The following is a 20700-nucleotide window of genomic DNA, read 5'->3' as shown; positions in this document are numbered from 1 at the left end:
CTCGGGGCATCCGACCCGCATTGGAGCAGTCATGACCTTCGCGCCCCTCTCGAGCGACTTCTACGGCTACGCCGAGGCCCTCCTCAGCGATCGCGAGCAGGAGGCCGTCATGGCCATCCGGGCCTGGGGCGAGCGGGAGGTGCAGCCCATCATCGGCGGCTACTGGGAGCGCGCCGAGTTCCCGACCGAGATCGTGAAGCCGCTCGCCGAGCTCGGCGTGCTGTCGTTCGCCTGGGACGAGACCAAGCCCTTCGAGAACTCGGCGGTGTTCCGCGGCTTCGTGGCCCTCGAACTCGCCCGCATCGACGCCTCGGTCAGCACCTTCGTCGGCGTGCAGAACGGTCTGGCCGCCGGCTCGATCGCCGTCGCCGGCTCCGCCGAGCAGCGTGCGGAGTGGATCCCCAAGCTCGCCTCCGCCGAGATCATCGGCTCCTTCGGCCTCACCGAGCCGCTCTCCGGCTCCGACTCGGCGAGGGGCCTGCGCACCACGGCGCGGCGCGAGGGCGACGAGTGGGTGCTGAACGGCCGGAAGCGCTGGATCGGCAACGCCACGTTCTCCGATGTGACGATCATCTGGGCGAAGGACGAGGCCGACGGCCAGGTCAAGGGCTTCATCGTGCCGACCTCCACCCCCGGCTACACCGCGACGAAGATCGAGGGCAAGATCAGCCTGCGACCGGTGCAGAACGCCGACATCGAGCTGCGCGACGTCCGCGTGCCCGAGGCGCTGCGGCTGCAGAACGCGAACTCGTTCCGGGACACCGCCGCGATCCTCCGCCAGACCCGTGCCGAGGTCGCCTGGGCGGCCGTCGGCACCGCGATCGGCGCATACGAGGCGGCCGTCGCCTACGCGACGGAGCGCGAGCAGTTCGGCAAGCCGATCGCCGCGCACCAGCTCATCCAGGAGCACCTCGTGAACGGACTCGGGAACATCACCGCCTCGCTCGCCATGGTCGTGCGGGTCTCGCAGATGCTCGACGCCGGCACCCAGCGCGACGAGCACTCCGCCCTCGCGAAGGCCTACGCCACCGCACGGATGCGCGAGACGGTGGCCTGGGCGCGCGAGACGCTCGGCGGCAACGGCATCGTGCTCGACTACGGCGTCGCCCGCTACTTCGCCGACGCCGAGGCGCTCTACTCCTACGAGGGCACCCGCGAGATGAACACCCTCATCGTCGGTCGCACCATCACGGGCGAGGCGGCGTTCGTCTAGGCGTCGGCCGCTTCGCGCCGGTCGAGCCAGGCGATCGCCTCGGCCTGATCGTCCGCGAGGACGAGGTCGAACAGCGCTCTCGTCCGCTGGGGAACCTCCCCGAGCACCTGTGCGCCCGCGCGTTCGACGAGAGCGCTCAGTCCGGTGCGCAGCGCGGCGAATGCCGCCTCGTCCATCCGCCGCAGCTCCGACGCCGCAATCGCCGCATCGTTCGAGAGGAACTGCGCCGCGCGGCGGTCGCTCACGCCCGCACCCGCCTCCCTTTCGAGGACGTCGAGGGCGCCGATCGCGGACGTGAATCGATCGCGCACCGCAGCAGCGCGAGCACCCTGCTGGGTCATCGAGCTGCCGTCGTCGCGGATCCGCCAGTCGACGGTCCGCCGGGCGAGCACATCGAACGACGTCGCCCGAGCGTAGGCCCGGGCGCTCACGAGCTGGTCCTGGAAGTGCCCGCCGAGCGGAAACCGGAGGCCAGCGGCGTTCCAGAACGAGCGACGGTAGAGCTTCGTCCACTGCACGGCGTTCACCATGATGTCCGGGAAGTCGGCGAGCGCGGTCGCCGGCCGCGCCACCGCGTGGGCGGTGTCGATCCAGGGGGCCGGTGCGACCCGTCGCCCACCGACGAGGCGGTCGTAGGAGCCCACGGCGAAGTCTGAGCCGGTCGATTCGAGACTCGCCACCAGATCCCGGAGGGCACCGGGGCGCAGCACGTCGTCGGCGTCGAGGAAGGTCAAGTACTCGCCGTCGCCGAGCGCGATCCCCTCGTTCCGTGTGGCGTTCACGTCGTGGTGCTCGACCTGGACGAGCGTGACGCGAGGGTCGCGTCGCGCCCAGCGTCGCACCCGTGCCGCGGTGTCATCGATGGAGGCATCGTCGAGCACGTAGAGCCGGAGCCGCCAGCGGTCCTGTGCGAGCACCGAGCGGATGGCTTCGTCGATGAACGCTGCGACGTCATGCGCCGGCATCACGATGTCGACCCGACCCGCCATCGTCGCCGTCCCGCCCGTCGCCATCAGCCGTCCGCGCAGCGCGTAGCCTCGCAGGGCCAGGCCGGTGAGGGCTGCACCGGGTGGACGGCCGATCGGGTTCAGCACCCGGGCAGCGTACCGCAGAGGGCGGCTCGGAGCGCGCTCGCCTGGAAGAGCTGGATTAGTCCGTTTCGGGCACCGCGGGCCGTGCGCCGACGGGTGGGTTCGGGCCGATCTGCGGAACGAACCGTCTCTTGGGCAACCGAGCGACGAATCCGAACCAGATGCGCTTCACCCGTCGGCGGAATCCCACCTTCCGTTGGAGCGTGAACAGGAGGGGTCCGAGCCCTCGCGAACGATGCATGCTCATCGGGAACGAGCGCGTGATCTCGCCGACCGGCTTTCCGCGGAGGTACGCGACGACATCACGGACGCGCAGACGGGGGGCGAACTCTCGTTCGGATCCGCCGAGTTCCACCGAGTAGCGAAGCGGTGCGATGAGCTCGAGGTAGTCCTTGAACGTGGGATTCGCCCGGTAGTGCTCGAAGCCGAAGCGGAAGGCGTCTCGCGCCAGCTGCGGGCGATCCAGCACCGGGAGCGCGAGGAACTGTTCCGTGAACTCCGGTAGCACTCGCTCAGCGGCCTCGAGCAGCGCGGCGTTGTGAGGCCGCGGGGAGGTCCGTGGTTCGATCCGCCCGTCCACCCTCTCGTACCCCTCAGTGGTGCCGTAGGGCAGATTCCCGAAGATGGACTCGACCATCAGCAGCGAGTACGACGCGGAGGTGTAGTTGTGCCGTTCGGACGATTCCTTGGGCGGGTAGATGCTGCGCGCGTAGTAGAACGGCGCGCCGTCGTCGACCCCCATCGTCCCGAAGAGCCGGACGAGGCAGTCCTGGGTGTATCCGCGCCCCCAGTATTCGACGAACGCGAATGGCTCGTCGAAATCGATCTCCTGAGCGAGATACGCCGTGACGAGCTCTCGGTCCTGGCGCGCGATCGCCGCGAGCCTTCCCCGGTACTCTGACGACGCACGAAGCGCCTCCACGATGCCAGCTGCCTCGGCCACGTCGAAACGGCGCGCGCGTCGGAAGCGATCGAACTCCGGGAACATCGCAAGCAGTTCGGCTTCGTCGAGCCGTGACGCCTCGACCAGAGCGTCGAAGGTGCGGATGCCTCCGAAGCTGCCGTGCGGAGAGAACGTGTCGTCGTCGATCCCGTCGAGCTGGGACGCCAACCGCCATGCACGGCGCGAACCGAAGAGGTACTGCGTCTTCAGATCGAGTCCCAGACTCCGGATGCACGCATCAGCGATGAAGCGCAGCAGGTACCCGTCGCGCGAGACGAAATACAGTGTCCGATACCCTCGGGCGACCGCGTCCATGACCAGCCAGAGCACGTAGGGCACCAGGTAGAGCGCGACGATGCGGAAGACGAAGAGCTCCTCCGGTGTCGCACCGGCCAGCCGACGCTCTCGGAGCATTCCGGCCAGAAGGAAGCCGTCATATGAACCGATCGTGCGAGTCAACGCCCGCTCGAACTCGTCGAGCCGCGGGGTCTCGAGCGCAACTGTGGAGATACCGAGCTGAGACGCCATCCTGACGTCGGTATGCGCGTTGTCACCGGTGTGCACCCAGCGCCCGAACTCATAGCCCACATCGACGAAGGCGCGCACATAGAGCTGCTTCGTCGCCTTCTCGACCCCGAACTCGCTCGAGAGGTAGAGCGGCAGCCCCGCCAGGAGAGGGTCCGCGCTCGCCAGCATCCGCTGGATAACCTCCCGCGGCAGATACATGTCGCTGATCAGGATCACGCGTTCGCCCGCGGCGACAAGCGCCCTGACCTCCTCGACGCGCGCGACGGCCGGGACCACGTTGCGCAGCTCGTAGTCGATCTCCCATGCAATGAGGCTGGCCACCTGGTCCTGTGTGAGATCGAACACCCTCGCGATCCGGTCGTAGATGGCCTCGAAGGTGATCTCGAACTCGCCCGCCTCGGCGAGAAGGGGGTCCTTCCGGCGCCCCTCCCGCACTGCGAACTCACTCTGCTGGCGAATCTCCACGAAGTGCTGCGCAAGAAACGGCGGAAACGCGCTGCCCGCACGCTGGATCTCCTGACGCACGGCGTGGAAGATCGCGACCGGCGCAACGGCGCGCCGATGGATGAGCGTATCGAACACGTCGAAGCTGTAGAGGGTCGGGAGCTGTTCGTCTCGGATCTCATAGGCGAGCGCGTGCTCGACGATCCGCTCGAGCGTTTCGTCGTCGTCGTAGGACCAGAACCGCCGTCGCAGCTCCTCGAGTTGCGCATCGGGTACTCGATTGTCGGATCCGAGCGCGACGAGCAGTTCGTCGAAGCCTTCGACCAGGGTGCCGCAGGAGGAGTCGAGATAGTCGAAGCCTGGTTCCAGGGCTGCCGGCGAGTCGAGATCGTAGGCGTACCGGATGAAGGAGTCGACTCCCGCAGCGATGAGGTCGTAGTGGATCGATGAGTAGTCGATGATCGCGGTGTCGATCTGACCGAAGACCTCGTACACGTCGAGCGCGTTGTCCCAGAAGAGGAGCCGCGGATGATGCCCATAGCGGGCGCGCAACTCGACGAACGCCCGATCGCCGAGCAGCTGCGGGTGCATCTTGAGGATCAGGAGCTGATTGTTCCGCTCGAGCGCTTCGACGACGAGATCGAGATCGGGGAGCGCCCTGAGCATGAAGCCGCTGTTGCCGCTCAGCCGGTAGGTGGGGGCGTACAGGACGATCCGCGTGTCTGGAGCGAGCCCTTTGGCGCCCAGGAGGTCGTGGTCGTAGCTGGCGATCGGGCCGTGGAGTCTGGGGTAGATGTTCTGGGGGTAGCCGCCACGGATGATCTGGTCCTCGGAGAATCCGATCTGCCGCTCGAAGTGCTCCTCCATCATCTCGGAGGTCACCAGGAAGAGCTGGGTGTCGCGGTACGCCTTGTTGTTGCGGATGTACTTCGCGGCAATGCGCGGCAGCAACAGACCGGTGCTCATCTCCCGCTCGACGCGCTTCACCCCGACGCCGTGCCACAGGTTGAGCAGCACGATTCCCCGCATTGCTTCGGGGATGCGTTCTTTGACTTGGTTGACGACGAAGACGCCAGCCCGAGCCTGGAGACGCTGGCTTCGCTCCCCTTTGAAGCCGACGGCTTGGAATCCCAAATCGCGAACCCTGCGGGCGATTTGTGGCGAGTCTGTGATCCAGTACGCCTCGATATCCGGACGGAATCGGGTCACGAAGGTGAAGAGCCACTTTGGGTTGCCGGAGAAATCCGCGGAATTGAACAGCCAAACCCGCCGATCACGCACAATTTGCGACAAGATACTCCACTTTCTGCCCCCGGCTCTCCCCTAGTCTAGGGGCTTGAACATTCGATGAACGAGTCCGAGAGGGATCCCAATGATGAGAGCCGACCGAGTGATCGCCGTCGTGCTCGCCGGAGGAGTCGGGACTCGTGTCGGCCTCGGCATGCCCAAGCAGCTCATCCGGATCGCCGGCAAGGCGATCGTCGAGCACACCCTCGAACGGCTCGAGCAGCACGCGACGATCGACGAGATCCTCGTCGTGATGAACGCCGGCGCGATCCACGAACTCGATCACCTCCGGGCCGATCCGCGCTTCACGAAGCTCTCCGCCATCATCCCGGGCGGCGAGACGAGAAACGACAGCACGCGGGCGGCCCTGGCCGCGATCCCGGATGTCGACGCGAAGGTGCTCTTCCACGACGCAGTCCGGCCGTTCCTCGACGACCGCATCCTCGACGACTGCATTGCCGCCCTCGACTCCTATGACGCGGTCGACACCGCGATCCCCTCGGCCGACACGATCATCGAGGTCGACGCCGACTCGGTGATCACGAGCATCCCGAAGCGCGCGGTGCTCCGTCGAGGGCAGACCCCGCAGGGATTCCGGCTTCCCGTCATCCGCCGCGCTTACGAACTGGCAGCCGGCGACCCCGACTTCGCCGCCACCGACGATTGCGGCGTCGTTTTCACGTATCTGCCCGAGGTCGCGATCAAGGTCGTCGAGGGCACGGCCGAGAACATGAAGGTCACCGAGCCGCTCGATCTCCACATCGCCGACAAGATCTTCCAGCTCCAGTCCGCCTCGTTCGCCGCGGAACCTTCGGAGTCGGCGCCCCCCGACCTCACCGGGCGGTCCGTCGTCATCTTCGGCGGCAGCTACGGAATCGGTGCGGCGATCGCCGACCGCGCTCGCGCAGCGGGCGCGCTGGTGCACGCCTTCAGCCGCAGCGGCAGCGGAACCGACGTCAATTCCCGGAAAGCGGTGCGCAGAGCGCTGGCCGAGGCGGCGCGCAGCGCGCCGATCGACTACGTCGTGGTCACCGCCGGCGTGCTCACGATGTCCGAGCTGACGCGAACCTCGAAGAAGCGCCTCCGTCGGACGGTCGAGACGAACCTGGTCGGACCTGCCAAAATCGCCCAGGAGGCCTATCCGTACCTCGAGGCGTCGCACGGTCAGCTCCTGCTGTTCACGTCGAGCTCGTACACGCGCGGCCGGGCCGGGTACAGCATGTACTCGGCGACGAAGGCGGGAGTCGTCAACCTGTCGCAGGCGCTCGCAGACGAATGGGCCGAGGCGGGCGTCTCGGTGAACTGCATCAACCCGCAGCGCACCAGGACGCCGATGCGCGTACAGGCGTTCGGAGAGGAGCCGGCGGGAACGCTGCTCGACCCGGACGAGGTCGCCCGGGTGTCGCTCGAGGTGCTCGCCTCCGGCCTCACCGGCCAGGTGGTCGACGTGCGAGTGCAACCGAAGACCGCCGCATCCGTGCGGCGCGCCTCGGCCGGGTGATCCGCCGCGCTACCCTGGTCCGCATGACCCCGGCCCGTCGCGACACTCTCGTGGGCGCGTACGCGACCTTCGCATTCTTCACGCTGTTCGCCGGGCAGTTCTGGCGGAACCTGCTCGGCTGGTGGGGCTTCGGGGCGATCGCGCTCCTCGTCGTCGCCGGCGGCGTCTGGCTCCTCCTCTCGCAGCGACCGGCCTGGAGCTGGCGGCGTGTGCCGAAGTCCACGCTCGTGTTCGCGCTCATCGCCACAGCCTCGATCGCCTGGTCCGCCTACCCCGGGTCCTCAGCGCTCGGGGTCGCGCTCGCGCTCGTCACCATGTTCGTCGGCGTCTCGCTCGCGACCGCGCTGAGCTGGAATCGCATCGCACGGGCGCTCGCGGCCGCCCTGAAGTGGATCCTCGCCCTCTCCCTCCTCTTCGAGCTCTGGGTCGCGCTCATCGTCCGCGGTCCGGTCCTGCCGAACTTCCCCGACTTCGAGGTCACCGGTGAGAAGCTGCCGATGGCGTTCTACTGGTCGCGCGGACTCCTGCTCGGCGGCGGCCCGATCGAGGGCATCGTGGCGAGCCGCAACCTCCTCGCGATGGTCGCGCTGCTCGCGGTCATCCTGTTCGCCACCATGCTCGCTGCGGGCAGCGTCCGTCGCGGGTCCGGCATCACCTGGCTCGTCGTCGCCCTGCTCACCCTCGCGCTCACCCGTTCCGCGACGGTGATCCTCGCCGGGCTGCTGGTCGCCGTCGCGCTCGGCTTCGCGGTCTGGGCGCGCCGGGTGGGCCCCGAACGCCGTCGACGCGTCTACGTGACGGCCCTCGCGGCCCTGCTCGCCGGGGTGGCCGCCCTCGTCGCCGGCTGGGATCTCCTGCTCCGGGTGTTCGGCAAGGGCGAGGATCTCACCGGCCGCCTGGACATCTGGAACGCGGTCCTCGGAATGGCCCTGGAACGACCGTGGTTCGGCTGGGGCTGGATCGGCTACTGGATGCCGTGGGTGCCCCAGTTCGAAGACCTCGCGGTGCGGAAGGGGGTCACCTATCTGCAGGCGCACGACGCCTGGCTCGACGTGTGGATGCAGCTCGGCGTGCTCGGCCTGCTCGCCTTCGCCTCCATCGTGATCGGTGCGCTCTGGCGCAGTTGGTTCCTGGCGGTCGATCCACCGATGGACGCAGTCGGCCACCGTCTCCGGCACACGGCCGCTTCTCTCGCCCCGCTGCTCCTGCTCGTCGCCCTGATCGGGCAGAGCTTCGCCGAGAGCCGGCTGCTCGTCGAAGGCGGGCTGGCGCTCCTCGTCGTCATCGCGTGGTCGACCAAGCGCGGTCAGTGGCTGCCGGAGCCGATGCCGGCCGAGGCGCCGCCCGTTCCAGCCCACCGGCTGCCGCCCGAGGCTGACGCATGACCCGGAGCGCTCGCCGATGACCGGAGGCTCGGCCGTCGCCGCGCTGCGCGAGTTCGCGGGCTCCGCCCGCCTCGCGCAGGCGCTCACGCTGATCGCGGTCGGCCTCGCCTTCTCGACGCACGCCGTCCGGAGCCTCATCGGCTGGCCCGGTCTTCTGGCCGCGCTCACGGCGCTCATCGCGCTCTGCGGCGTCTCGCTCGTCGCCAGGTGGCGCGCGGTCGAGTGGTACGGCATCCTTCCGCTCACGATCCTCGTCTTCGTCGGCTGGTGCGCGGCCTCGGTGATCTGGAGCGCGACGCCGGCGCGGAGCGCCGCCGGAGTCGCCTACCTGGTCGCGTTCACGGTGCTCGGGATCTACGTGGCGCTCATGCGCGACACCATCCAGATCGTCCGCGCGTTCGGGGACGTCCTCCGCTTCCTGCTCGTCGTCTCGCTCGCACTCGAGGTGCTGTCCGGCGTCCTCCTCGACCTCCCCATCGTGTTCCTCGGCATCGAGGGGGACATCGCGTCGCTCGGCCCGATCCAGGGGGTGTTCGGCTCCCGCAACCTGCTCGGCTTCGTCGCCCTCATCGCGCTGCTGACCTTCGTCATCGAATGGCGCACGAAGAGCGTGCAACGCGGGCGGGCGATCGCCTCCGTCGTCATCGCCGGGATCTCGCTCCTGCTCACCGGCTCGCCGACGACCTGGATCGCGCTCGGCGCGGCCCTCGTCGCGGCCCTGGCCCTGTACGGGCTGCGACGAGCTGCCCCAGCGACCCGGTGGAATTGGCAAGCGGCGCTGCTCGGCATCGGCATCATCGGCATCATCTCCGCCTGGCTGCTGCGCATCCGGATCATCGAGATCCTCGACGCACGAGCCGAGTTCGACGTCCGTCTCGACGTCTGGCGGGAGCTCTCCCGCTACCTCAATCAGAATCCGCTGCAGGGCTGGGGCTTCGTCGGACCCTGGCCCGACCGGATCCCCTACACCTGGATCGAACTCGCCACGGGCCGTCCGCACGGGTCGGCGCTCAGCGCCTATATCGACGCCTACTTCCAGGTCGGCGTCATCGGCGCCGTCCTCTTCGTCGCCCTGCTCGGGATCGCCCTGGCCCGTTCGTGGCTGCTGGCGTCGACGCGGCGGAGCGTCGTGTACACCTGGCCGGCACTCATGCTCGTCGTCCTCGTCGTGACGAGCTTCGCCGAGAGCTTCGCGCTGCTCGAGGGCGGCTGGATGCTGCTCGTCGTGTGCGCCGTGAAGGCCGCGCGTGACATGAGCTGGCGGGACGCGCTCGCGCAGGCCAGATCGGCCGCCGGCGGCTGAGCGCGCCCGGCCGGTCCTCGGCGAGCGTCAGCGCCGCTCGGCGAGCCGCTCGAAGACGAGGTCGTAGAGCTCGGCGATCCGCGGGGCGTCACGGCGGAGCTCGTCGATCTCGCCCGACGCCTCGTCGAGCCTCGCCACCAACTGCCCCAGATCCTCGCGAAGCTCGACGTTCTCCGCTCGAAGCCGCTCGATCTCGACCAGCACACCACCGTAGCGGCTCCGGATCTCGGCGAGCTCCGTCATCCCTTCCGCCGTGCGGGGGGCCAGTGCCCTGAGCATTCGGCCGATCGCACGTCTCATCGCGTGTCCTTCCCTTTCGGCCGGAGAATCCGGCTGTCGACGTTTTCGTCATTGCGCCGCTCCACTGCAGCGCGATCCGTCGCGATTCCGTCGAGCACCTGTGCGTTCGCCGGGTCTCGCTCCGCGAGCACCACGACCCCACCGCCGCTGACGACGGCATCGACCAGCAGGCGAGCATTCGTGAGCCCGTCGTCCGAAAGGTCCGAGAGGACGTCGCTCAGCACGACGGTCGCCCCGCTCCCGGCCAGCTCGACCCCGAACTCGAGCACCTGGCGCCGGTCGTACAGGTTGAGAGAGCGGGTGGGCACTCCGGCCGCTCGCTGGATCGCGAGTGCTTCGAGCGCATAGTCGAGCGCCACCGCCGTGCCGCTTCGGCGGATGAGCGCGGAGGCGAGCCCCGACGTGCCCGCGCCGACGTCGTACACGGGACCGCCCAGCTGCCGGAGCAGGGCAAGCAGCCGGCGGTCCGGTTCCGCGATCGCGGCGCCGCGGAAGACGGACTCCCAGTAATCGCGCCGATGGTTGAATGAGCCGAACCAGGCGTCGAACCGTCGACGAGTGCTCAACGGTGTATCGAACCGGAACCCCGGGTCCGGCTCGCGCCACCCCGGCCCGTAGCAGAGCGCGAGCCATGCGTCCGGGGAGGCGGGCGCGGGGAAGAGCCGCCCCTCGAGGTTCGTCGTGCCCAGGGGAAGGATCGCCTCTCGGCGCATCGTGCCACGCATGGCGAACGGCTGGTGGTACTCGCCGTCGCGGAAGTACCCGGTGAAGATGTCCAGATAGAAGCGAGGCGCGGATGGTTCCTCCGCCCCGAAGTAGAGCTGAAGGTGCGCTCCACTGTGCCGGACGACCGTGTAGCCGAGCTCGAGCAGCGCCCGTTCCATCCGATAGCTGAGCAGGTTGAGGTCTGCGGGGTGCCCGGTCGGTGCGACGAACCCGAAGTCGATGTCGTCGTCGTGCGCGAGCAGGACGCCGCCGCGAAGCGCCCCGAGGAGCGAGCCGCTGCAGAGGAAGAGGTCGATCCCGGCGCCGCGGACGTCCTCGACGAGCCGGCTCGCATGGTCGAGCAGACGCGCGGCGAATCCGGACGCGCGCCCCTCGATGGCGACCGCGAGATCCCCCCATTTGTTCACCGACAGCCGCTGACCGTGCTGGTCGGTCAGCTCGGGCCCGCCGTCGTCGTCGGAGAACCGGGCCTCCACCGCGGCGCCCGGCGCGCCACCGTTCGATGGCCGGACCTCGACCTGAGCCTGACCTCGCAAGCGCTGCGCGAGCGCCGACGGCCAATCGAAACGCTGGCCCGCACCAGCAGCATCCCTCACGGGATCGACGACGACCGACCAGACGCGATGGCCGTCGATGAGCACGTCGAAGCTGCCGCCGGGGGCCCCGGGCTCGATCACGACTCGGATCGACTGTGCGTCCGCGTCGATGCGTCGCACAACTGGAACGGTGAAGGGCAGGGGTCTCTTCGCTTTCGATCGCGTGCGGGGGCACGTGCCGCCATTCTTCCATGATCGGACGCGCCTTGCGCGCCCGGGTGACGGATTGGCGCGCCAGCCCAAGTACAATCGTGCGAGTGACGAGATCGACCCCGGCCGAGGACCTGAGCGGCTTCAGCGTTCCCGGTGCCGGCCGAGGAATCCTGGACGTCTTCCGGTATCGCTACCTGCTTCGCCTCCTCATTCGCAAAGGGACGCAGACGCGCTACCACGGTTCGGTGCTCGGCTGGACCTGGTCGTATGTGAAGCCCGCCGCGCAGTTCGCGATCTTCTACGTGGTGCTCGGCGTCTTCCTCGACCTCAATCGGGGCATCGAGGGCTTCCCGATCTACCTGTTCTCGGGGATCATCGTCATCAACCTCTTCAACGAGGCTTTCGGCAACGCGACGAAATCGATCGTCAACAACGCACCGCTGGTGAAGAAGATCTATCTGCCTCGCGAGCTCTTCCCGGTCGCCGATGTATTCATCGCGTTCGTCCATTTCCTGCCCCAGCTCGCGATTCTCCTCGTGGTCGTCCTCTTGAACGGGTGGGCACCGACGGCGGTGCAGATCGCGGGGGTCTTCGTCGCACTGATCCTGGTCCTGGTGCTCGCGCTCGGACTCGGCCTCCTCTTCGGATCGGTGAACGTCTCATTCCGCGACGCCCAGAACGTCGTCGAGATCATCCTGCTCTTCTCGACCTGGTCGGCTCCGGTGCTCTACTCCTTCACGCTCGTCCGGGACAAACTCCCCCAGTGGCTGTTCGAGCTCTACATGGCGAACCCTCTGACCAGCGCCGTCGAGCTGTTCCACTCCGCGTTCTGGTACCCGACCACGGTCACCTCGCCGGAGCGTCCTGAGAATCTGTGGCTGCTCGCAACAGTCGGGATGGTCATCGCGGCGCTCTTCCTCCTCATCGGTCAGCTCGTCTTCAGGAAGTTCGAGGGTCGGTTTGCGCAAGATCTCTGAACAGCCGCGCATCATCGTCGACGGTGTCAGCAAACGCTTCACGCTGAATCACACTCAGTCCTTCAAAGAGCTCTTCATCGCCTGGATCAAGCGCAAGCCCACTCGATCGACATTCCAAGCTCTCACCGACGTGGACATCCGCATCGGCGAGGGCGAATCGGTCGCATTGCTCGGTCTGAACGGCTCTGGCAAGTCGACCACCCTGAAGCTCATCTCGGGTGTCCTGCGACCGGATCAGGGGCGCGTGCTCACCAGGGGACGCGTCGCAGGTCTGATCGAAGTCGGGGCCGGGTTCCACCCGGATCTGACCGGACGCGACAACGTGTATCTCAACGCTGCCATCCTCGGAATGTCGAAGCCCGAGATCGACGAGCGGTTCGATGACATCGTCGCGTTCTCGGAGATCGGCGAGTTCATCGACACCGAGGTGAAGCACTATTCTTCGGGCATGTTCGTTCGGCTCGCCTTCTCGGTCGCGATCCACGCGGAACTCGACATCCTGCTCGTGGACGAGGTCCTCGCCGTGGGCGACGCACCGTTCCGCGAGAAGTGCAAGCAGAAGATCCGAGAGCTCTCGGCGCAGCGCAAGACGATGCTCGTCGTGAGCCACGACATCGGTATGGTCAAGCAGCTCTGCGAACGGGGCATCGTGCTGCGGCGCGGCGAGATCACCTTCGACGGGCCGATCGACGAGGCCGCGCGCCAGCTGGAGCAGAGCAGCCGCTGAGCGGCGTGGTCCGCATGGTCGACGGGTATCTCGATTGGAAGGGATGGAGCCAGGACAGCTTCGGCGCGCCCAGGCGCGGCGACGACGCCTACTACCGGCGTGAAGTGCGAGAGGCGGCCCGGATCCGGCGACCGCTCGATGTGCTCGAGATCGGCTTCGGCAACGGCGAGTTCCTCGGGTTCGGCCGTCGACGCGGCTGGCGGATGAGCGGCACCGAGCTGCTTCCAGAGCTCGTGGACGCGGCGAACGCGGCCGGGTTCTCAGCGCACGCCGCCGACGCCTTGCCCGCCCTTCCGGACGAGGACTTCGACCTCGTCGCCGCCTTCGACGTCTTCGAGCACATCCCGCCCGAGCTGAGCGTCGAGTTCCTTGGGCTGCTCGCGGACAAGGTTCGCCGCGACGGCTTGATCGTGCTGCGATTCCCCAATGCCGACAGTTGGATCGGCAACCCGTTCCAGTACGGCGACGTCACCCATGTGAACGCGATCGGCATCCTCAAGATGGAGTACTACGCCAGCCGGTGCGGCCTCGTGATCGAGCGAGTCCGTGGAGGGACCCGACGCGGCTTCCGGACGTCGCTGATCCACGGGCTGCACCTGATCACGGCCGGTGTCGCGATCCGGATCGGCGCCGGCGTCGCGAAAGCCATGTTCTTCCCCGGGCTGCGGGTCGTGCTCTCGTCGTCGAGCGTGGTCGTCGTACTGCGCCGCGCGTCGTGACGCCTGCCCGCTTCTAGCGTGCGGCGGCGTGCCCGCGGTACGCGGGCAGATGAGCCGCGACGCACGCGTCCCAGCTGAAGCTGGACGCGCGGCTTACCCCTCGAGCGGCCAGCTCCTCCGAACGGCGGATCGCACGCTCGACACCCTCGGCGATCGAGACCGGATCGGTCGGATCGAAGAGTTCGGCCGCATCCCCGCAGATCTCCGGCAACGAGGCTCGGTCGGATGCCGCGACCGGGCATCCGGACGCCATCGCCTCGAGCACCGGGAGACCGAACCCCTCGTAGAGACTCGGGAATACGACAGCGCTCGCGGTGCGGTAGAGCTCGGCGAGCCTCGCCTCCGTCACATGTCCCAGCACCTCGACGCCCTCGGGCAGCGGATGGAGCTTCGCAGTGTCTCCGCCGGTCAGGACGAGGCGGAGCTCCGGGCGGCGCTCGCGCAGCAGGCGGAAGGCCTCGAACAACCGCGCATGATTCTTGTGCGCCCACGCACGGGCCGGGTAGTAGATGAAGGGTTCACGAGCGCCGAAGTTCGGCGAGAATCGCTCGGCGTCGACACCCAGGTACGCGACGTGGATCCGATCGAGCGGCACCCCGAGGTGATGGTGAATGCGCTCCTTCGTGAACTCGCTGACCGTCACGACCGCGTCGGCGCGCTGCGCAGCGCGGTCGTAGGCGAATCTGCGGAAGAGCCGTTCGGCGGGGCTGAACAGCGCAGGCAGATCGCGGTGCTGCATGTCGGCGAGCGTGACCACGCTCCGTCGTGCACCGGCACCCGGCAACGGGATCGTCAGCGGATAGTGGACGACGGCGGCCTCGTCAATGGTACGGCGGACACTTCGACCGGCGAACCAGACCCCGAGCATGCTGAGGAGCCGGGGCACCGTGCCCGAGCGCGCCTGCACTCTGAGCACCCGTTCGGCAAGCCCACCGTTCCACCCTCGCGCGCCTCGGGGCAGCAGGACCTCCGCCTGGGCGGATTCGAGCAGGGGAAGCCGCGCGCAGAGCTCCTTCGCGTAGACCTCGCCGCCACCGTGATTCCCGGGGGCGAGGGTGAGCATCGAGAGCGTGACGAGCACCGGAGGCTCAGCGCTCATCGAGCGCCCTCAGCGCGGCCGCCGTTCCTGCCGTCCTCGGCGGCGTCGAGAGCTGCCTCGAGCCGCTGGATACGCTCGTTCTGCATGGCGACGTGCTCGGCGAGCGTCCTGGTCTTGTTCTCGACCACGGTGAGCTCCGAGCTGTGCTGAAGGCAGATCATCACCAGGATCGCGATACTGACGAAGAAGACGAGGTTCGTCGGCTGGCCGACGCCGAGCAGTTTCGCAGCCCAGTCGAGGAGTCCGGGGAACAGGCCGACGACGAGTGCGAGCACCCCGGCGATCAGCCACCACAGTGCGTGTCGCTCCCGCAAGCGACGGCGGCGCAGCATCTCGACGACGAGCAGGAAGACCGCCAGGGCCGCGACGACCCCGAACAGATAGCTGACCGGGCTCACGGGGTGGCCGTCCCGACTCGGAGGGTGGACTTCGGGCGGATCAGCGCGAAGATGAGCGCGATACCGGCACGACCGAGGTAGACGGTGGACTTCCACGGGTTGTGCGAAGGCGTTCCGCCCGTTCGCACCCGCATCTCCACCGGGACCTGGCGGACGACGCAGCCGCTGCGCCCAGCGATCACGAGGGCCTCGATGGTGTCGCCGAGGTACTCAGCCGGATAGTGCGCCGCGAACAGCCGCACCGCTTTCGGACCCGACGCACGGAACCCCGACGTCGTATCGGTGAGCTTCGCTCGAGCGACGCGGCTCAGCACGACCGCCAGCACCCGCATCGCCCACTTCCTCGGCCCACGCACCTCATAGTCGCCGACGCCGGCGAACCTCGCCCCCATGACCACATCGGCCGTCTCGAGTTCGTCGAGCAGGGCGGGGACCGCCGCCGGATCATGCTGGCCGTCGGCGTCGATCTGCACCACGTTGTCGAAGCCGTTCGCGAGCGCGTAGCGGAACCCGAGTCGCATCGCGCCTCCGACGCCGAGGTTGAACGGGAGGCGAAGGACCTCGGCGCCCGCAGCAGCCGCAGCCTGCGCAGTGCGATCGCTCGACCCGTCGTCGATGACGACGCAGCGGACCCCGGGGAGCACCGCCTCGATCTCACGGACGACCTTCGCAACGGAGGCTTCTTCGTTGAACGCAGGGAGCACGATCAACGTACGGTTCAGAGCTGCGTTCACGGAGCCGATCCTACCAACTCCCACCCCGCCGGATCGCCGACGGCCAGGCGGGACACGCAAGCCGAGAGGGTACAGTGATCTCTCGGATCGCCCGCGCGGACAGTGATTGGAACGATATGGCGAAGATCGCGCTCACCGGAGCGAGAGGCTTTCTCGGCTGGCATGTCCGGTGCGCGGCCGCATCGGCCGGCATCGAGACGATTCCCATTCCCCTGGGCGACGGCTTCGACCTCTCGTCAGCCGCTGCGGCCCTCTCGGATTCCGATGAGGTGATCCACCTCGCCGGTGTGAATCGCGGGAGCGACGAGGAGGTCGAGTTCGGCAACGAGCGCTTCGCGCGCCAGCTCGCAGAGGCGATCGCCCGTGCCGGGAACAGGCCTGCGCGGCTCGTCGTCGCCAACTCGATCCAGGCAGGTTCGCCGACCCCCTACGGACGGGGCAAGGCGCTCGCGTCCGGCATCCTCTCGGAAGCGGCTGATCGCTCAGGGATCGACTTCCGCTCGGTTCTCCTCCCGAACTTGTTCGGCGAGCACGGCCGACCTTTCTACAACTCCGTTGTTGCGACCTTCGCGCATCAGCTCGCCGTCGGCGAGGAGCCCCGGGTCGATGGCGATCGTGCACTGACGCTGCTGCACGCGCAGGACGCCGCGGACGTCCTGCTCGGCACCAGCGACGCGTCGCAGCACGAGACGGTGGCGACGGTGCGCGAGGTCCTCGATGAGCTGCGGAGCATCGCGTCCGCGTACGCGGACGGAACGATTCCCGATCTCTCGAGCCCGTTCCGCCGAGACCTCTTCAATACGTATCGCGCGGCCTCGTTCGATGCCCGCCCGACCATCCCGCTCCAGCGCCACGCCGATGCGCGGGGCTCGTTCTTCGAACTCGTCCGAGTGGCCGGCGGCGGGGGGCAGTCCTCCTTCTCGACGACTGTGCCGGGAGTGACGCGGGGCGAGCACTACCACCGGCGCAAGATCGAGCGCTTCATCGTGCTCTCCGGCGAAGCGACCATCTCGATGCGGCGACTCTTCCACGACGAGGTCGTCGAGTTCCATGTCCGAGGAGACGAGCCCACAGCGGTCGACATGCCGACCATGTGGTCGCACGACATCACGAACACCGGGGCGGAGGCGCTCTACACCGCGTTCTGGATCAACGAAGTGTTCGATCCCAGCAACCCCGACACCTACGCGGAGAAAGTACAGCCATGAATGCAGCCAAGCTGAAAGTCCTGACCGTCGTCGGAACCCGCCCGGAGATCATCCGGCTCGCCGCGACGATCGACCGCCTCGACCGATCGACCGAGCATGTGCTCGTGCACACCGGTCAGAACTACGACTACGAGCTCAACGAGGTCTTCTTCGAGGACCTCGGCCTTCGCCGGCCCGATCACTTCTTGAACGCCGACACGAGTTCGCTCGGAACCGTGCTCGGAACCGTGCTGAGCGGCATCGAACGTGTGCTGATCGAGGAACGCCCCGATGCCATGGTGGTGCTCGGCGACACGAACAGCTGCATCTCCGCGCTCATGGCCCGCCGGCTGAAGGTCCCCGTGTACCACATGGAGGCCGGCAACCGCTGCTTCGACGAAAACGTGCCGGAGGAGGTGAACCGCAAGCTCGTCGATCACGTGTCCGACTACAACCTGGTCTATACGGAGCACGCACGCCGCAACCTGCTCGGCGAAGGTATCCACCCGTCCAGGATCCTGCTCACGGGATCACCGATGCGCGAGGTGCTCGAGCGCAACGCCGAGGCGATCGATGCGAGCGAGGTGCTCGACCGGATGTCGCTCGAAGAACGCGGATACTTCCTGGTGAGCCTTCACCGCGAGGAGAACGTGGACGATCCGGCGCGCCTCGAAGCGGTCCTCAACTCGCTGCTCGCCGTCCGGCAGCAGTACGGACTGCCCGTGCTGGTGTCGACCCACCCTCGCACGCGCAAGCGCCTCGAAGCTCAGCCGGACGAGCTGAAGGAGGGCATCGTCTTCCACCCGCCGTTCGGCTTCCACGACTACGTGCGACTGCAGAAATCGGCGAAGCTCGTGCTCTCAGACAGCGGCACCATCAGCGAAGAGTCCTCCATCCTCGGGTTCCCGGCGATCTCCGTCAGAGATGCGATCGAACGCCCGGAGGCGATCGACACGGGAGTGACCATCACGTCCGGAACCTCGAGCGAGGACGTCCTCGGCGCCATCGCTCTCACGCTCGAGGAGTTCGACCAGGACGGCCCGGCCGCGACTCCGTGGGAGTACGACATCGACGACACCTCCCGCAGAGTCGTGAACTTCATCCGATCGACCGCGAAGACGCATCACCGCCGCGCCGGCATCCGGATGCCGGCGGTCGACTGAGCGATGCGCATCCTCTTCGTCCACGAGGTCAACTATCTCGAGAAGGTGATCTTCGAGATGCACGAGTTCCCGGAGCTGCTCGCGCTCCGGGGGCATGAGGTGTCCTTCTATCACTTCCCAGAGGCGAGCGGCGAGCGCAGCGCACCATCGCTCCGGACGACACGAGAGCGCGTGCGAGGACGCGTGCACCCCGACGCGAATCTGGAGCTCATCACGCCGCCCCACCTCGGAGGCGGCGGCCTCGATCGGTACCTCGCACCGGTCATCGACGTACCCGGGCTCCGTCGTGAGATCCGAGACGGCGGCTACGACGTCATCGTGCTCTACGCCGTGCCGACCACCGGGTGGCAGACCGTGGCATTCGCGAAGCGGTTCGGCGTCCCCGTGGTGTTCCGCGCACTCGACGTCTCCCACCTCATCCGACGCACCCCCGTCGCCCCCCTCATCCGGCGGGCCGAGCACTACGTGTACCGCAACGCCTCGTTGCTCTCCGCCAACAACCCCGCTATGGCCGACTATTGCGTGGAGGCCTCCGGTCGGACCGGTCCGACGCAGGTCGACCTGCCGCCGGTCGACCTGAGCCACTTCGCCGATGAGGGGGTTCGGATCGATCGCAGCACCATCGGGCTCCGCGAAGACGACGAAGTGCTCCTCTACATGGGAACCTTCTTCGAGTTCTCCGGCCTGGACACCGTGCTCGAGGCGCTCGTGCCCGAGTTCGCACGACGGCCACGGCTCAGAGTCGTCCTGGTCGGCGGAGGCGAGCTCGAGCCCGAACTTCGACGCATCGTCGAGCGGGAGAGCCTCGGCGACCGGGTCGTCTTCACCGGGGTCGTCCCGTACGCGCAGCTTCCCGGCTATCTGCGCCTCGCCGACGTGGCGATCAACCCGTTCCGACCGGAGCTCGTGACGCACGTCGCGCTCCCTCACAAGGTTCTCCAGTACATGGCAGCGGGCGTCCCCGTCGTCTCCACGGCGCTCCACGGCATCGTCGGCATCCTCGGCGACGACGCCGGCGTGACCTGGGCGGCGGAACCGGCCGCGGTCGCCGCCGAGGCGCTGGCGCTGCTCGACACCCCGACGGAACATCGCCGGGGCATCGTCGAGCGCCAGCGCGATACCGCGCTGCGCACCTTCTCGGAGGCCGCATCGGTCAGCGGCTTCGAGGAGACCCTCCGGTCCATCGACTAGCATGGCGAGGTCGATGTCAGCACACACGAGCCGCAGGGTATGGAAAGGCGCATGACGCACAGGCAGATCAAAGACTCCACGGTGACCATCACCGGCGGCACCGGCTCCTTCGGATCGACGATGGCGAAGTTCGTCCTCGCCGAGGGCGCCGCTGAGGTTCGCATCTTCAGCCGCGACGAAGCCAAGCAGGACGCGATGCGCCACGCGCTCAACGACTCGCGGCTCCGCTTCCACATCGGAGACGTCCGCAACGAGCGGAGCGTCGACCAGGTCGTGCGCGGCACCGATCTCGTGTTCCACGCGGCGGCCCTCAAGCAGGTTCCGTCGTGCGAGTTCTTCCCGCTCGAGGCGGTGGCGACGAACGTGCAGGGAAGTGCAAACGTGCTGCACGCTTCGATCGAACACGGTGTGAAGTCAGTCGTTTGTCTGAGCACCGACAAGGCCGTCTACCCGATCAACGCGATGGGGATGAGCAAGGCGCTCATGGAGAAGACGGCGATGTCGATCGCGAGGAACAACCTGGACTCCGACACGGTCATCTCCGTCACCCGGTACGGCAACGTCATGTACTCGCGCGGCTCTGTGATCCCGCTCTTCGTCTCGCAGCTCGAGGCCGGTCGGCCGTTGACGGTGACTGATCCGAACATGACCCGCTTCCTGATGTCCCTCGCCGAGTCGGTCGACCTCGTCCGCTACGCGTTCAGCGAGGCCTCACCCGGTGATCTCTTCGTGCGGAAGGCTCCGGCGAGCACCGTCGAGACGCTCCTCCGAGCCGTTTCCCGGCTGCTCGGCTACGGTGAGCCGGAAGTCCAGGTGATCGGCTCCCGGCACGGTGAGAAGCTCTACGAGTCGCTCCTGAGTTCCGAGGAGCGTGCCCTCGCCGAGGACCGCGGCGGGTACTTCCGAGTCCCGCTCGACAGCCGCACGCTCGACTACAAGCCGTTCGTCGATGAAGGAACGAAGCTTGCCGCGGGTGACGATGACGCCTACACCTCGCACAACACGCAGCGTCTCGACGTTGCGGGCGTCGAGGAG

At 67.7% G+C, this 20700-nt stretch carries 18 protein-coding genes; 11 read left to right on the top strand and 7 right to left on the bottom strand.

The genetic code is table 11. From position 1 onward, the window contains the following. The first annotated feature begins 31 nt into the window (after window positions 1-31). Complete coding sequence (locus IEY71_RS15580) at window positions 32-1213, top strand: acyl-CoA dehydrogenase family protein (protein WP_189086290.1); 1182 nt, start codon at window positions 32-34, stop codon at window positions 1211-1213. On the opposite strand, the gene IEY71_RS15575 is transcribed toward IEY71_RS15580, so the two are convergent. Beyond that, window positions 1210-2307: a glycosyltransferase family 2 protein gene (locus tag IEY71_RS15575; RefSeq protein WP_189086289.1), complete on the bottom strand. Its 1098-nt coding sequence runs from the start codon at window positions 2305-2307 to the stop codon at window positions 1210-1212. The two genes, IEY71_RS15580 and IEY71_RS15575, sit on opposite strands and share 4 nt — an antisense overlap. Window positions 2308-2362: 55 nt before the next feature. Continuing rightward, window positions 2363-5512 carry a CDP-glycerol glycerophosphotransferase family protein gene (locus IEY71_RS15570; protein ID WP_189086288.1) on the bottom strand — a complete coding sequence of 1050 codons (3150 nt, stop codon included), beginning with the start codon at window positions 5510-5512 and terminating at the stop codon, window positions 2363-2365. Window positions 5513-5594: 82 nt separating this feature from the next. On the opposite strand from IEY71_RS15570, the gene IEY71_RS15565 reads away from it, so the two are divergent. The 3 genes from IEY71_RS15565 to IEY71_RS15555 are packed head-to-tail and all read left to right on the top strand — an operon-like array spanning window position 5595 to window position 9695. Next, window positions 5595-7007 (top strand): bifunctional cytidylyltransferase/SDR family oxidoreductase, encoded by a 1413-nt coding sequence (locus IEY71_RS15565; protein WP_189086287.1) that lies wholly within the window; start codon window positions 5595-5597, stop codon window positions 7005-7007. A gap of 23 nt (window positions 7008-7030) precedes the next feature. Then, window positions 7031-8392, top strand: a complete 1362-nt coding sequence (locus tag IEY71_RS15560) for an O-antigen ligase family protein (protein ID WP_189086286.1) — start codon at window positions 7031-7033, stop codon at window positions 8390-8392. A 16-nt stretch (window positions 8393-8408) separates the two neighbouring features. Beyond that, entirely contained in the window at window positions 8409-9695 is a 1287-nt protein-coding gene (locus IEY71_RS15555) for an O-antigen ligase family protein (protein WP_189086285.1), read from the top strand. 27 nt (window positions 9696-9722) lie between these two features. Here IEY71_RS15555 and IEY71_RS15550 read toward each other — a convergent pair whose 3' ends face one another. Both IEY71_RS15550 and IEY71_RS15545 read right to left on the bottom strand, forming a co-directional pair. Then, window positions 9723-9938 (bottom strand): hypothetical protein, encoded by a 216-nt coding sequence (locus tag IEY71_RS15550; protein ID WP_189086284.1) that lies wholly within the window; start codon window positions 9936-9938, stop codon window positions 9723-9725. Between the two features lie 53 nt (window positions 9939-9991). Then, the gene (locus IEY71_RS15545) at window positions 9992-11437 is read right to left on the bottom strand and encodes a LicD family protein (RefSeq protein WP_189086283.1); all 1446 of its coding nucleotides are present in this window, start codon (window positions 11435-11437) and stop codon (window positions 9992-9994) included. A 71-nt stretch (window positions 11438-11508) separates the two neighbouring features. Here IEY71_RS15545 and IEY71_RS15540 point away from each other — a divergent pair, with 71 nt between their 5' ends. Genes IEY71_RS15540 through IEY71_RS15530 form a run of 3 tightly spaced genes read left to right on the top strand, consistent with a single transcriptional unit; the run spans window position 11509 to window position 13893 of the window. Then, on the top strand, window positions 11509-12447 hold the full coding sequence (locus IEY71_RS15540; protein WP_189086282.1) for an ABC transporter permease: 939 nt from the start codon (window positions 11509-11511) through the stop codon (window positions 12445-12447). Further along, on the top strand, window positions 12431-13174 hold the full coding sequence (locus IEY71_RS15535; protein WP_229781795.1) for an ABC transporter ATP-binding protein: 744 nt from the start codon (window positions 12431-12433) through the stop codon (window positions 13172-13174). The genes IEY71_RS15540 and IEY71_RS15535 overlap by 17 nt, the downstream gene beginning before the upstream one ends. A gap of 14 nt (window positions 13175-13188) precedes the next feature. After that, window positions 13189-13893 carry a class I SAM-dependent methyltransferase gene (locus IEY71_RS15530; protein ID WP_229781802.1) on the top strand — a complete coding sequence of 235 codons (705 nt, stop codon included), beginning with the start codon at window positions 13189-13191 and terminating at the stop codon, window positions 13891-13893. Window positions 13894-13906: 13 nt separating this feature from the next. Here IEY71_RS15530 and IEY71_RS15525 read toward each other — a convergent pair whose 3' ends face one another. Genes IEY71_RS15525 through IEY71_RS15515 form a run of 3 tightly spaced genes read right to left on the bottom strand, consistent with a single transcriptional unit; the run spans window position 13907 to window position 16124 of the window. Then, the gene (locus tag IEY71_RS15525; protein ID WP_189086280.1) at window positions 13907-14992 is read right to left on the bottom strand and encodes a glycosyltransferase family 4 protein; all 1086 of its coding nucleotides are present in this window, start codon (window positions 14990-14992) and stop codon (window positions 13907-13909) included. After that, window positions 14989-15390 carry a DUF2304 domain-containing protein gene (locus IEY71_RS15520; protein ID WP_189086279.1) on the bottom strand — a complete coding sequence of 134 codons (402 nt, stop codon included), beginning with the start codon at window positions 15388-15390 and terminating at the stop codon, window positions 14989-14991. The genes IEY71_RS15525 and IEY71_RS15520 overlap by 4 nt, the downstream gene beginning before the upstream one ends. Continuing rightward, window positions 15387-16124 carry a glycosyltransferase family 2 protein gene (locus IEY71_RS15515; RefSeq protein ID WP_189086278.1) on the bottom strand — a complete coding sequence of 246 codons (738 nt, stop codon included), beginning with the start codon at window positions 16122-16124 and terminating at the stop codon, window positions 15387-15389. The genes IEY71_RS15520 and IEY71_RS15515 overlap by 4 nt, the downstream gene beginning before the upstream one ends. Before the next feature lie 116 nt (window positions 16125-16240). Between IEY71_RS15515 and IEY71_RS15510 the strand changes: the two genes are divergently transcribed. From IEY71_RS15510 to IEY71_RS15495, 4 genes are all read left to right on the top strand, one after another. Continuing rightward, on the top strand, window positions 16241-17332 hold the full coding sequence (locus tag IEY71_RS15510; protein WP_189086369.1) for a polysaccharide biosynthesis C-terminal domain-containing protein: 1092 nt from the start codon (window positions 16241-16243) through the stop codon (window positions 17330-17332). Continuing rightward, window positions 17329-18474, top strand: a complete 1146-nt coding sequence (wecB, locus tag IEY71_RS15505) for a non-hydrolyzing UDP-N-acetylglucosamine 2-epimerase (protein WP_189086277.1) — start codon at window positions 17329-17331, stop codon at window positions 18472-18474. The genes IEY71_RS15510 and wecB overlap by 4 nt, the downstream gene beginning before the upstream one ends. Window positions 18475-18477: 3 nt before the next feature. Continuing rightward, entirely contained in the window at window positions 18478-19665 is a 1188-nt protein-coding gene (locus tag IEY71_RS15500) for a glycosyltransferase (RefSeq protein ID WP_189086276.1), read from the top strand. Window positions 19666-19704: 39 nt separating this feature from the next. Continuing rightward, a partial coding sequence (locus IEY71_RS15495) for a polysaccharide biosynthesis protein (protein WP_308426165.1) occupies window positions 19705-20700 on the top strand: 996 nt, incomplete at its 3' end.

The organism is Agromyces mediolanus, from assembly GCF_014648575.1.
GTDB classification, from domain to species: domain Bacteria; phylum Actinomycetota; class Actinomycetes; order Actinomycetales; family Microbacteriaceae; genus Agromyces; species Agromyces mediolanus.
This window is presented reverse-complemented; position numbering and strand designations above follow the sequence as displayed.

Bases quoted from the DNA above. Each gene is read 5' to 3' on its own strand.
- IEY71_RS15565 (WP_189086287.1), top strand. From the start codon at position 5,595: ATGAGAGCCGACCGAGTGATCGCCGTCGTGCTCGCCGGAGGAGTCGGG.
- IEY71_RS15555 (WP_189086285.1), top strand. From the start codon at position 8,409: ATGACCGGAGGCTCGGCCGTCGCCGCGCTGCGCGAGTTCGCGGGCTCC.
- IEY71_RS15540 (WP_189086282.1), top strand. From the start codon at position 11,509: ATGATCGGACGCGCCTTGCGCGCCCGGGTGACGGATTGGCGCGCCAGC.
- IEY71_RS15530 (WP_229781802.1), top strand. From the start codon at position 13,189: ATGGTCGACGGGTATCTCGATTGGAAGGGATGGAGCCAGGACAGCTTC.
- IEY71_RS15580 (WP_189086290.1), top strand. From the start codon at position 32: ATGACCTTCGCGCCCCTCTCGAGCGACTTCTACGGCTACGCCGAGGCC.
- IEY71_RS15500 (WP_189086276.1), top strand. From the start codon at position 18,478: ATGCGCATCCTCTTCGTCCACGAGGTCAACTATCTCGAGAAGGTGATC.
- IEY71_RS15550 (WP_189086284.1), bottom strand. From the start codon at position 9,938: ATGACGGAGCTCGCCGAGATCCGGAGCCGCTACGGTGGTGTGCTGGTC.
- IEY71_RS15525 (WP_189086280.1), bottom strand. From the start codon at position 14,992: ATGAGCGCTGAGCCTCCGGTGCTCGTCACGCTCTCGATGCTCACCCTC.
- IEY71_RS15560 (WP_189086286.1), top strand. From the start codon at position 7,031: ATGACCCCGGCCCGTCGCGACACTCTCGTGGGCGCGTACGCGACCTTC.
- wecB (WP_189086277.1), top strand. From the start codon at position 17,329: ATGAATGCAGCCAAGCTGAAAGTCCTGACCGTCGTCGGAACCCGCCCG.
- IEY71_RS15510 (WP_189086369.1), top strand. From the start codon at position 16,241: ATGGCGAAGATCGCGCTCACCGGAGCGAGAGGCTTTCTCGGCTGGCAT.